This window comes from Hymenobacter polaris, assembly GCF_012927305.1.
GTDB lineage: Bacteria > Bacteroidota > Bacteroidia > Cytophagales > Hymenobacteraceae > Hymenobacter > Hymenobacter polaris.
This window is the reverse complement of record NZ_JABBGH010000001.1, coordinates 1325309-1338433: the sequence shown is the minus strand read 5'-3', so window position 1 is coordinate 1338433 and position 13125 is coordinate 1325309. Positions and strand designations below refer to the sequence as shown.

The 13125-nt window shown below is 62.3% G+C and carries 5 protein-coding genes; 3 read left to right on the top strand and 2 right to left on the bottom strand.

The features are described from left to right. Positions 1-133 precede the first annotated feature (133 nt). Positions 134-2740 (bottom strand): M14 family zinc carboxypeptidase, encoded by a 2607-nt coding sequence (locus HHL22_RS05635; protein ID WP_169529966.1) that lies wholly within the window; start codon positions 2738-2740, stop codon positions 134-136. A gap of 220 nt (positions 2741-2960) precedes the next feature. Between HHL22_RS05635 and galB the strand changes: the two genes are divergently transcribed. The 3 genes from galB (at position 2961) to HHL22_RS05620 (ending at position 9525) form a co-directional block, all read left to right on the top strand. Then, positions 2961-5753, top strand: a complete 2793-nt coding sequence (gene galB, locus HHL22_RS05630; protein WP_169529965.1) for a beta-galactosidase GalB — start codon at positions 2961-2963, stop codon at positions 5751-5753. A gap of 305 nt (positions 5754-6058) precedes the next feature. After that, the gene (locus tag HHL22_RS05625; protein WP_169529964.1) at positions 6059-8116 is read left to right on the top strand and encodes an alpha/beta hydrolase family protein; all 2058 of its coding nucleotides are present in this window, start codon (positions 6059-6061) and stop codon (positions 8114-8116) included. Positions 8117-8391: 275 nt separating this feature from the next. Next, entirely contained in the window at positions 8392-9525 is a 1134-nt protein-coding gene (locus HHL22_RS05620) for an acyltransferase family protein (protein ID WP_262888342.1), read from the top strand. Between the two features lie 97 nt (positions 9526-9622). On the opposite strand, the gene HHL22_RS24340 is transcribed toward HHL22_RS05620, so the two are convergent. Continuing rightward, positions 9623-12589 carry a leucine--tRNA ligase gene (locus HHL22_RS24340; RefSeq protein ID WP_169529962.1) on the bottom strand — a complete coding sequence of 989 codons (2967 nt, stop codon included), beginning with the start codon at positions 12587-12589 and terminating at the stop codon, positions 9623-9625. Positions 12590-13125: the final 536 nt, after the last annotated feature.

The following is a 13125-nucleotide window of genomic DNA, read 5'->3' as shown; positions in this document are numbered from 1 at the left end:
TAGATGAGTAGATGAGTGAAACAGGTCGTCATGCTGAGCCCCGCGAAGCATCTCTACCGAACGATACCCTAGGGGCGCGGTAGAGATGCTTCGCGGGGCTCAGCATGACGGCCTGCTTCACTCATCTACTACCTTACTGACCTACTAAGAACACGGCATTGCTGAACAGCAGCTTGCCGCTTTGCCAGAAGGCGCGAAATAGAGGGTTGTCGCCAAGGTATACCACCTGGCCGCGGCCCAGGGCCTGGGTGCCCAGCACGAAGGTGTCGCTCAATTCTTTGCGGACCTTGCTGCCGGTGAAGCCCGCGTAGTAGGCGTCCTTCTTGATGACGCCCACGTTCCAGCCGCCCTTGCCCAGGAAGCGGTAGTTGAGGGGCGTGCGCACCAGGGCGGCGTAGGTGTCGCCGTAGCCAAAGGCCAGCGGGTGGGTGTTGTCGAGCTGCACCTTGTAGATGCTGCCTAGGGCCTGCTCCTCGGCGCTTTCGCGCTCGGCGGCGCCGTATTTTTTCAGGGCCGAATAGGGTTTATCGCGCTCGATTTTCTTGATGGCGGTCGAGTCTACGGCCTTGGTTTTCAGCAGGAAATCGCGCTTATTGGCCAGGAACTTGGCGGCGCCCTCTAGGGCAATGAGCTTGCCGCCGCCGCGCACCCAGGCCTTGAGGCCGTCGAGCGCCGCGGTGGGGTAAATATCCTGGTAGTTGCCGTCGGGCAGGATGAGCACGTCAATCTTGCTCATATTTACCCGGCTTAGGTAGTCGGCGCCCAGCACCGTGATGGGGTAGCCGAGCTGCTGCTCGAAGAAGTACCACACCTCGCCAAAGGCCGTAGCGTCGGTGCCGGTGCCGGCCACCACGGCCACGGTGGGCATCTTCACAAAGTGTACCGAGCCCGAGCCCAGGTCCTTGCCCGTGGTGCTGAAGCCCGACTTCACGGCCCGCACCACCGTGCCCGCCGAGTCGGCCTGGCTGCGCACCAGCTGGTCAAATTTGGTCCCTAGGGTCTCGTTGCCGGTGCGGGTGATGATGAGCGTGCCGGGCGCGTACTTCTGGCCCTCGGCCTCGAAGGCTTCTTCGGCGTAGCGCACCTTTACTTTTTGCTGCAGCAAACGGGTCAAAAAGCGCACGTCCTGCAGGTTGTTCCAGCGGGCTAGGTAGGCGTAGGGCTGGGCCTGGGCCTCGGCCGTGCCTTTCACAATGGCCGGCGCGGGGGTAGGGCCGCTGGCGTCGAGGCGCTGGGTGAGGGCGTAGGCCTTCACCCCAAACGAGTAGGGCAGGGCCCACGACGTGATGTCGTAAGTGAGCGAGTCTTCCAGCTGGGGCCGGGGCTCGAACAGCACCTTTACCAGCGTCGATTTGGGCTGGTACATGCTGATGAGCACGTCGTGGGGCTGCACGGTCACGTCCTCGGTTTTGCCACTCAGGTAGCTGTAGGCCTTGGTTTTGACTTGCTTGGGCGCAAAGCCGTACGCGATGCGCTGGCGCTCGAGGTACTGCGTGAGCATGCGCAGCTGGCCGGGGTCATTGCCCGAGGCCAGCACGTAGGTTTTGTAGGTGCCGGCGGGCTTGGTTTTGGCGGTCGAAAAGTAGCTTTGAAACTCGCGCAGCAGCTCGTCGTGCCGCTCACTGGTGGCCTGCAGGGTAGCGCGGCTGGCGGCGTGGTGGTGGGCAATGCGCTGCCCTAGGGTCAGGGTGTCGCCGTCGGGCCGGGCGTAGCGCACGCCGCCCGCGCCGCCGCCGCCCTGCTCGTAGGTCATGCCGATGGCCCCGTTGAAGCTCGGCCAGGTGTCGCCGTAGGTGGGCGCGTACAGGTCGTAGGTTTCGCGGGTGAAATACAGCCAGTTATTCTTGTCGAACGTGGCCCGGTTGTAGTCACCAATCACGCCCTGAAACTTGCGCTGGAACGCCGTGATATCCTGGTGATACGGCTTGGCCGCCGGCGAGAAGTAGTACGAGCTGTTGGGCCCCATCTCGTGGAAGTCGGCGTGCACCTGGGGCAGCCACTGATTGTAGAGCACGATGCGCTGGCGGCTTTCCTGCTGGGTTTGCCAGGCCCAGTCGCGGTTCAGGTCGAAGTAGTAGTGGTTGTAGCGGCCGCCGGGCCAGGGCTCGTGGTGCTCCCAGCTGTCGGGGGCGGGGTTGGCGCTTTGGTTGCGCACGCGGTTGTACCAGTTCACGTAGCGGTCGTGGCCGTCGGGGTTCACGCAGGGGTCCAGGAGCACCACCGTGTTCTTGAGCCAGCCCTGCACCTGCGCGTCCTGGGGGTTGGCCAGGTCGTAGAGCACGTCCATCACGGCCTCGCTGCTCACGGCCTCGTTGCCGTGCACGTTGTAGCTCAGCCAGCACACGGCCGGCAGGGCGGTGCTGCCCGCGCCCGCGCTTAGGCTGGCCAGGCGCTGGTTATTCTGCTGAATGTCAGCCAGCCGGCCAAAGTTTTCGGCGCTGGCCACCTCAATCACTTCCAGCGGGCGGTGCTCGTAGGTGCTGCCGTAGGGCACCACCTTCATGCGGCCCGGCGCGTGGGCCACCACGTGGGCGGCGTAGCGCAGCACGTCGGCTTGGGGCGTGAAGCGGCTGCCCAGGGCATAGCCCAAAAACTGGCTGGGCGTGAGCAGCGGCCCGGCCGCATCGGCCGCGTTTTGCGCGTGGGCGCCGTAGCCAAAGAGGCCCAGCAAGCCCGCCAGCAGCCAGGAGCGCTGCAGCGTCGAAATGGGGAATAACCTGCCGTGTCGTAGAAAATTCATCAAGCAGTAGAAGTGGAGTTGGCAAAAAAGACAGGAGCGCCGCGCGCAAAGATGCAGGCGAAGCTGATTAATCTGCACTATTTTGAGGTTAAGCGAGCAGTGCAAGCCTTAGGGCGGCGCTGGTTCGCAAACCACCGGGCAGCTATCGGCACAAATTGCGCTGGGCGGGCTGCCTCATCTTCGTGCGCAACTATTTCCTCACTCGTCCTTCCGCGCTTCCATGACCAGACTAGCTGCTTTGCTGCCGGTTGCCGCAACGGGTTGGCTGCTGACTTTCGCCACCACCGGCAAGCAGCCAGCCGGCTCGCGCCCCTTTCCGCTCGCGCTTCCCCCCACTGCTGCCGTGGCCGCGCCCCAGGCCGAGCGCGGCCCTAGGGAGCGCATCTCCCTCAACGAAGGCTGGAGATTCTACCGCTACGGCCCGGCCGCCACGCCCGACAGCCTGATTTATGACGTGCGCCCCGAGGTGCGCAACGAGCAAGACAGCAAAGCCGCCGACTCCCGGCCCACCGAAGCCGTAGCAGTGGCCGCCACCCAAACCGTGCTGAAGCCGTGGATTCTGCCCACCGGCAACGACTTCATTCGTGACCCGGCCCGGCGGCACGCCCGGCCGGCCGGCAACCCGGGCGGGCACTTCCCATTTGTGCAGGCCGGCTTCGACGACACGCAGTGGGAGCGCGTGACGCTGCCGCACGACTGGGCTAGCAAGGGGCCGTTTTACGCGGGCGAGGGCGTACCCATTGGCGGTGGCATGGGCCGGCTGCCGGTGCAGGGCGTGGCCTGGTACCGCCGCAAGCTGGCGGTGCCGGCCACCGACGCGGGCCGCACCTTCTACCTCGACGTGGAAGGCGCCATGTCCTACGCCATGGTGTGGCTGAACGGCCAGCTGGTGGGCGGCTGGCCCTACGGCTATTCATCGTGGCGCCTCGACCTGACGCCGTACATCAAGCCGGGCCAGGAAAACCAGCTGGCCATTCGGCTGGATAATCCGCCGGCCTCGGCGCGCTGGTACCCCGGCGCGGGCCTCTACCGCAACGTGTGGCTGACCAAGGTAAACCCCGTGCACGTGGGGCAGTGGGGCACCACCGTTACCACCCCTAGGGTCAGCAAAACCGCCGCGACGGTGAGCCTCCGCGTGGCGGTAGCTAATAAAGGCGCTAGCGACCAGCGCGTTGACGTAGCCACCGAAATTTACCAGCTCAGCGCCCAGGGCGAGAAAACCGGCCGGCCCGTGGCCCGCCTGCCGCTGGCCACGGCCACCGTGCGGGCCCAGGCCACCGACACGGTGGCGGGCGTCGTTACCATCGCCAACCCGCGGCTGTGGGGCCCGCCGCCCACCCAAACGCCCAACCGCTACGTGGCCGTCACCACCCTGTTGGCCCAGGGCAAAGCGCTGGATGTGTACGAGACGCCCTTTGGCATCCGGGAGGTGCGGTTTGAGCCCGATAAAGGCTTGTTTGTCAACGGCGAGCATATCCTCGTTAAGGGTGCCAACCAGCACCACGACCTAGGGCCCCTAGGGGCCGCGTTCAACGAGCGGGCGGCCGAGCGGCAGCTGCAGCTGCTGCGCGCGATGGGCTGCAACGCCGTGCGCATGTCGCACAACCCGCCCGCGCCCGAGCTGCTGGCGCTGACCGACCGCCTGGGCTTTCTGGTGCTGGACGAGATTTTTGACTGCTGGGAGTTGAAAAAGACGCCCCTCGACTTCCACCTCATCTTCCCCGACTGGCACGAGCCGGACCTGCGCGCCCTCATCCGCCGCGACCGCAACAGCCCCTCGGTGGTGCTGTGGAGCTTCGGCAACGAAGTAGGCGAGCAGTACACCGGCGAAAAGGGCGCCGCCGTAGCCCGCGAGCTGTACGCCATTGCCAAGCAGGAAGACCCCACGCGCCCCACCACCGTGGCCATGAACTACGCCAAGCCCGACATGCCCCTGCCTGCCGTGGCCGACGTTATCAGCCTCAACTACCAGGGCGAGGGCATCCGCAACGGCGGGGCCTACGCCGGGCTCAAGGGCATCAGCACGCCGCCGCTGTTTCCGGCTTTCCACCAAAAATTTCCCGGTAAGATGATACTCAGCAGCGAGAACGCCTCGGCCCTGAGCAGCCGGGGCGAGTTCCTGTTTCCGGTGTATCCGGGCAACAGCGCGCCCGTGGCCGACGGGCAGGGCGGCAACTCTACCACGCACCAGGTAAGCGCCTACGAGCTGTACTCGGTCGATTTCGGCGCCTCGGCCGACAAGGTATTCGCCACCCTCGACCAGCACCCCTACGTGGCGGGCGGCTTCGTCTGGACTGGCTGGGATTACCTGGGCGAGCCCACGCCCTACTATTCGTCGCGCAGCTCCTACTCGGGCATCATCGACCTGGCCGGCTTCCCCAAAGAGCGCTTCTACCTCTACCAAAGCTACTGGCGCCCCGAGCTGCCGATGGCCCACCTGCTGCCCCACTGGAACTGGCCCCAGCGCCGGGGCCAGCCCACGCCCGTGCACGTGTTCACCTCTGGCGACGAGGCCGAGCTATTCCTCAACGGGAAGACCCTAGGCCGCAAAAAGAAGGCGGCGGGCGAATACCGCCTGCGCTGGGACGACGTGGTGTACGCCCCCGGCGAGCTGCGGGTGGTGGCCTACAAACACGGCCGGCGCTGGGCCGAAGACCGGGTGCGGACCACCGGCGAGCCTAGGCAGGTAACGCTGGCGGCCGACCGCCACACCCTGCAAGCCACCGGCGAGGACCTGGTGTTCATCACCGCGCAGCTCACCGATAAAGACGGCCGGCCCGTGCCCACCGCCGCGAATAAAGTGGCGTTTTCCGTGGAAGGCCCCGGCGAGCTGGTGGCCACCGGCAACGGCGACGCGGCCAATCTGGTGTCGTTTGCCTCGCCCGCCCGCGAAGCGTTCAATGGCAAGTGCCTCGTCATTGTGCGGGCCAGAAAAGGGGCGGCGGGTACCATTATGGTGCGGGCGCAGTCGGGCGGCCTGGCGGGGGGCAGCGTCTCGGTGCAAGTGAGGTGACTCTTGGCGGCAAGGGCTGCGCGGGTGCGTAACCCCACCCCCCGGCCCCCTCCCCTTCGGGAGAGGGGGAGCCACGGCGGCATACTTGTTTGCTTACATTAATCATTCGTCAGGCTCCTCCTCTCCCGGAGGGGAGGGGGCCGGAGGGTGGGATTACGCACCTGGGCGGCCACGCGAAGCACAGCCGAAGCAGCTTTTCTGCGCTGTTAGACGACATTCTACTGGCTCAGGCGAACAGCTTTGATAAGCTGCCCGTGGCCGCCTTTGTGGTAATTTTCTAATGCCTCGTGCAAATCAGCCTACTTATGCCCAACTACCTACTCCTGCTTGCCGCCCTTGCCCTGCCGCTGGCCGCACCAGCCCAACCCGCCCCGCACCCCCTAGGCCTGCGTGACCTCGCCCAGCTGCGCGACGTGGCCGACCCCAACCTCGCGCCCGATGGCGCCTGGGTGGCCTACACCGTGAGCCGCGTGGACACCGCCGCCGACAAGCGCGATACCGATGTGTGGATGGCCCGCACCGACGGCTCGCAGAACCTGCGGGTGACGACCAGCCCGGCTGGCGAGAGCAAGCCCCGCTTCAGCCCCGACGGCAAGTACCTGAGCTTCGTATCGGGCCGCGGCGAGGCCGACGGGGGCAACGCCCAGCTCTGGCTGCTGCCCCGCGCCGGCGGCGAAGCCGAGAAAGTGACCAAGCTCAAGGGCAGCGTGTCGGACTACGTGTGGAGCCCCGACGGGCAGCGCCTCGTGCTGGTTACCAAGGATGCCGACCCCGACTCGCTCACCGCCGCCCAGAAGGCGCAGCGCAAAACCGCGCCGGTTATCGTCATCAACCGCTTCCAGTTCAAGGAGGACGTGGATGGCTACCTCAACAGCCAGCGCCAGCACCTGTACTTGTTCGACGTGGCCACGCGCCGCCTCAGCAAGCTGACCAGCGGCCCCTACGACGAGTACCTGCCCGCCTGGAGCCCCGACGGCAAACAGCTGGTATTCAGTAGTAAGCGCGGGCCCGACCCCGACCGCCACGATAACTACGACCTGCTGCTGGTGGACGCGCAACCCGGCGCGCAGCCTAGGCCCCTGCTGAGCACCGACGTGCCCGAGAGCGCCCCCAACTACCGCAGCCGCCCCGCCTGGAGCCCCGACGGCCGCCGCATCGCCTTCGTGCAGGGCGGCCCCAAAGAGCAGCTCGTGTACGCCCTGCACCAGCTGATGGTGGTGGACGTGGCCGGCGGTCCGGCCCGCCCGCTCACCGCCGGCCTCGACCGCAACACCACCCAGCCGCAATGGGCGCCCGACGGCAAAAGCGTATACTTCCTGCTCGAAGATGACCGCGCCGAGTCGCTGATGCGGGTGCCGGCCGGGGGCGGCAAGCTGGAGAAGGTGCTGGCCGGTCCGCGCCAGGTGGCCGCCTTCGATGTGAGCGGGCGCGGGCCGGTGGTCGTGCTCACGAGCCAGCCCCAGCAGCCCGCCGAAGTGTTTGCGCTCGGCAAAAAGGAGGAATTACGGCCGCTTTCCAAGCAGAACGACGCCTGGCGGCGCACCGTGGCCCTAGGGGCCGTGGAGCCCATGCAGGCTAAAAGCAAGGATGGCACGCTGGTGAGTGGCTTCGTGGTGCGGCCGGTGGGCTACCAGGCGGGCCGCAAGTACCCCACGCTGCTGCGCATTCACGGCGGGCCGGTATCGCAGTTCGGCTACGGCTTCTCGTTTGAGTGGCAGTACTTTGCGGCCAACGGCTACGCCGTGGTGGTGGCCAACCCGCGCGGCAGCTCGGGCCGCGGCCTAGAGTACAGCAAGGCCATTTATGCCGACTGGGGCAACAAGGATACCGACGACGTGCTGGCCGTGGTAGATTATGCGGTCGCGCAAGGCCTAGCCGACCCCGACCGCCTGGGGGTGGGCGGCTGGAGCTACGGCGGCATCATGACCGACCAGGTAATTGCCCGCGACCAGCGCTTTAAGGCCGCCGTGAGCGGCGCCAGCATTGCCAACGTGCTGGCCGGCTACGGCACCGACCAGTACATCCGCGACTATGAAACCGAGCTGGGCACGCCCTGGAAAAACCCCGACGTGTACATGCGCGTGTCGTACCCCTTCTTCCACGCCGATAAAATCAAGACGCCCACCCTGTTTATGTGCGGCGAAAAGGACTTCAACGTGCCCCTGCTCAACACCGAGCAGCTATACCAGGCCCTGCAAAGCCTGCGCGTGCCCACCGAGCTGGTCATCTACCCCGGCCAGTTCCACGGCTTCACCACCCCCAGCTACATCAAGGACCGCTACGCCCGCTACCTGGCCTGGTACGACAAGTACCTGCAGCCCAAGCAAAGCCCAACCGGCGCGGCAGCTAGTAGCGGCAAGTAGCGCAGCGGGTCCGCTGCGCAGGGGCGAGCAGTTTCCGAATTACTCGGCGTTCGTTGGCTGACTATCTTACTTGTCCTGCCCAAGCAGGCTAGCTCAATGCTGCTGGGGCCGTTGCCCCAAGCCAGCACGAGCACTTGCGCCCCCGGCTACGGGTAGCGGGGGGGCGCATAAGATGATTGATAGGAAATACTAGATAAATAGGGGAATTGATAGTAGGTAGCTAGGCAACGAAAGTAGCTTTGCTTGCTTTATTTTCACTGTTTATTTAGACATATATGGGTATAATTAGACTATTACTAGCAATGGCGGTACTAATTGACCATGCTAGTTCCGCGCGCGGGTTTCACCTCGTTACGGGGTCAGTAGCGGTAGAAGCTTTTTTTATGATTTCCGGCTTTTACATGGCTTTGGTACTCAATGAAAAATATATAAAAGAAAATAGCTCATACAGTCTTTTTATCAGTCAGCGCCTCCTGCGCCTGTACCCCATCTACTGGGTAGTACTGGGCTTAACCGTAGCAATAAGCGCTGTATTATTAGGGAGTAAAGGCTATCCGCTTAAGCTAGAGGCTTATTTGCAAGCGTCTCACTTAACGCCGGTTACCTGGCTGGTGCTGGGATGGTCCAACTTAGTAATCATCGGCCAAGACGCCCTGATGTTTCTGGGTCTCGATAAGGCGAGTGGCCAGCTGTATTGGACCGCAGACTTTCATGCTACTGCCAGCCCGCAGGTTTGGCAGTTTTTATTTGTGCACCAAGCCTGGAGCCTGAGTATTGAAATTGCCTTTTATTTAATGGCGCCCTTTTTAATGCGTCGCCACACGGGCGTGCTTTTACTGCTTACTATCCTTGGCATCGGCCTGCGCATTTACATCTACCATATTGGGCTGCGTAACGACCCCTGGAGCTACCGTTTTTTACCCTGCGAATTAGCTTTTTTCTTCACCGGTGGCTTAGCCTATCGCGCCTATGCGCAGCTAAAGCGGCGGGCTATTCCACGCGCCGTATTGTGGCTGGCATTAACTACCGTCGTTGGTTTTATTATGAGCTATAGTTTCCTGCCCCCAACGTATTTAGTGCAGATACTTTTTTACGTGTGCTTTGCAGTGGCCCTACCCTTTAATTTTCTGCTCACTAAAAAATCAAGCTGGGACTATAAAATCGGCGAACTGTCCTACCCTTTTTACATCTCGCACGTGCTGGTGCTTCTGCTATTTTGGTACTTGTCGCCCGAGTTGCATTCCATGCGCGAAAAAATGGTTTTCGCCCTCGCCCTCCTCACGACTAATATCTTGTTTTCTATGCTGCTCGTGCGCTTCGTGGCCGAGCCCGTCGAGCGTTTGCGCCAGCGCCGCATCAAGAAAAGCGCGGCTATTCTAACGGTCCCTGCCGTCTGGAATGAGGCCTAGGTTGCGAGAGGCAGCCTGCTCACGCGCCGAAAACAACACGTCCTGCTCAACTGGCGGCCACCAGCTGAGCAGGACGTGTTGTTTTTCCTAAACGGCTTTACACCACCACGTTCACCATGCGGCCGGGCACTACTACTACCTTCTTCACCGGCTTGCCCTCGGCGAAGCGGGCTACGAAGTCGGATTCGCGGATGGCGGCCTCGATGTCGGCGGCGGTGGCGGTAGCGGCAAACTCGCGCTGCTCGCGCACCTTGCCGTTGATGGCCAGCGGGTAGGTCACGTTGGCTTCCACCAGGTACTCCTCGCGGAACTCGGGGTAGCTGGCGAAGCTGATGCTGTCGGGGTGTCCTAGGGCCTGCCACAGCTCCTCGGTGAGGTGGGGGGCAAAGGGCGAGAGCAGCACGGTGAGCGGCTCTAGGATGGCGCGCTTGCGGGTGCCGAGGGCCGTTAGCTCGTTCACGGCAATCATGAAGGTGCTTACGCTGGTGTTGAAGCTGAACTTCTCCACGTCCTGCGCCACCTTCTGGATGACGCGGTGCAGCACCTTCAGCTCGGCCGGGGTGGCCGGCTCGTCGCTGACGGCCAGGGCGCCATCCTCGGGGTAAAACAGGCGCCAGAACTTCTTGAGGAAGCCGCCCACGCCCGTAATGCCGTTGGTATTCCAGGGCTTGAACTGCTCCAGCGGCCCTAGGAACATCTCGTACAGGCGCAGCGCATCGGCACCGAATTTCTCAATCAGCACATCGGGGTTCACCACGTTGTACTTCGACTTCGACATCTTCTCGATTTCGACGCCACAGACGTAGTTACCATCCTTGTTTGTGATGAGAATGGCATTCTTCAAATCGTCGCGCCATTGTTGGAAACCATCCTGATTTAGAATATCATTCTCAACAAGGCTGACATCGACATGAATTGGTGTAGGATTGAAAGCGTCAAAATCAGGACCCATTGGCTCGTATTTGACCCCAGGAAAAAGCTTGCCAAGTTTTTCCTGTGCATCCTGAAACTGGATAGCAACGCTTTCCTCAGCTGCATCTTTAACTTCTGTTGAACCAGAAGTTATTTGCAGCATTACATCGTGAGAAATAAACGCTTGTGGGATGTAATCAGATGAGTTGCTGCCAGCCTCTTCGTAATCATACTTGTACTCATAATCTATCCGATACACAAAATTCGACCGGCCCAAAATCATCCCCTGGTTTATCAGCTTCTGGAAGGGCTCGGGCGAGTGCACCAGGCCTAGGTCTTTCAGGAACAGGTACCAGAAGCGGGAGTAGAGCAGGTGGCCGGTGGCGTGCTCGGCGCCGCCCAGGTACAAATCCACCTGGCCCCAGTACTCCTCGGCGGCCTCGCTCACGAAGCGGGCGGCGTTGTGCGGGTCCATGTAGCGCAGGTAGTACCACGACGAGCCGGCCCAGCCGGGCATAGTGCTCAGCTCGTACTCGTACTGGCCCTGGTACTTCCAGTTTTTGGCGCGGCCCAGGGGCGGCTCGCCGGTTTCGGTGGGCCGGTACTCGTCGATTTCGGGCAGCACCAGCGGCAGCTCGCTTTCGGGCAGGCCGTAGGCGGTGCCGTCTTTGTAATAAATCGGAATGGGCTCGCCCCAGTAGCGCTGGCGGCCAAAAATGGCGTCGCGCAGGCGGAAGTTCACCTTGCCGCGCCCTAGGCCCTTATCCTCCAAAAAGGCGATGAGCTTGGCCGTAGCTTCCTTGTAGCCCAGCCCGTCGATGATGCCCGAGTTCACGTAGCGGCCCTCCTTGGTGGGGTCGGCCTGCTCGTCCAGGTTCTGCTGCGCGTCGGTCACTTGCACGATGGGCAGGTCGAAGTGCGTGGCAAAGAGGTAGTCACGCTGGTCGCCGCTGGGCACGGCCATCACGGCGCCGGTGCCGTAGCCGGCCAGCACGTAGTCGGCCAGCCAGATGGGCACGGGCGCGCCGTTCACCGGGTTCTGAGCGTAGGCGCCCGTAAACACCCCCGACACCTGCTTCACGTCGGCCATGCGGTCGCGCTCCGAGCGGCGCTTGGTGGCGGCCACGTACTCGTCCACGGCCGCGCGCTGCTCGGGCGTCGTCAGCAGCGGCACCAGCTCGTGCTCGGGCGCCAGCACCAGGAAGGTGGCGCCGTAGATGGTATCAACGCGGGTAGTATATACCTTAATATCAGCGCCCTGGTGCTCAGCCACCGGGAAGGTCACCTCAGCCCCGATGCTCCGGCCAATCCAGTTGCGCTGCATCTCCTTCACGGCGTCGGGCCAGTCGAGGGCGTCGAGGCCCTGCAATAGGCGGTCGGCGTAGGCCGTAATGCGCAGGTTCCACTGCGGCATCAGGCGGCGCTCCACCGGGTAGCCGCCGCGCTCCGAAAGGCCGTCCTTCACCTCGTCGTTGCTGAGCACCGTGCCTAGGGCCGGGCACCAGTTCACGTAGGTATCTTGCTGGTAGGCCAGGCGGTAGGGCAGCAGCGCCGCCATGCGGGCCGGCTCGTCCATTCCATTCCACTCGGCGGCCGAGAAGGCGGGGCGCTCGGTTTCGTCGCCGGCCGCGCGCACACCCGCGCTGCCCTGCGCGGCAAAGTGCGCCGCCAGGTCGGCAATGGACTCGGCCCGGTCGGTAGCCAGGTTGTACCAGCTGTTGAAGAGCTGCAGGAAAATCCACTGCGTCCATTTATAGTAGGCGGGGTCCGAAGTCCGCACCTCGCGCTCCCAGTCGTAGCTGAAACCTAGCTGCTGCAGCTGCCGGATGTAGGTCTCGATGTTCTTCTCCGTGGTAACGGCCGGATGCTGGCCGGTCTGGATGGCGTACTGCTCGGCGGGCAGCCCAAACGAGTCGAAGCCCATGGGGTGCAGCACGTTGCGGCCCTGCAGGCGCTGGTAGCGCGCCACAATGTCGGAGGCGATGTAGCCTAGGGGGTGGCCCACGTGCAAACCCGCCCCGCTGGGGTAGGGAAACATGTCGAGCACGTAGTACTTGGGCTTGCTAGAGTCGTTGGCGGCGCGGAACGTTTGGTGCTGCTGCCAGTAGGCTTGCCACTTTTTTTCAATCTCTTGGGGGCGGTAGGCGGGCATTTCTCGGGGCGTTGTATAGGAGAACAAAGGTAGGGCCAGGGTAGCCGGCACGAAATGCCTTGGGCGCCGGCCGCGCCCCTAGGGACCGGGTGCCCGCTCCAGCCCCTCGGCTAAGCTGCTTGCCGGGCCTAAGCAAGCTAGCTGGCCGCGCGGCGCCACGCCAGTAAAAGTTTTAGTATTTAAGATAGGCGCAATTGTCTGATTCAGGCTAGCCTGAATAAACAATTAATATTGGTTATGTCATATTTATAAAACGGATAAAAGATAAATTTCATAAGAACTATAATCCCTTAACCCAGCAGTTATAAACTACTTTTTAAAATATAGTAAGTGTTTAGGCACGGCAGTTATATAATCTAATCTATTAAAATTAAGCATATTATAAACTTAAATCTAGAATTGTTACTAAAACTTATTGCTTATTATCCAAATTAATGCAAGACCTTTCTTTCAGATAGAAAAAGATGGCTTTTAGAAAAAAGTGCAAAAATTATTTGCACTTTCAAAAATAACCTTTCTATATTTGTCATGAGTTC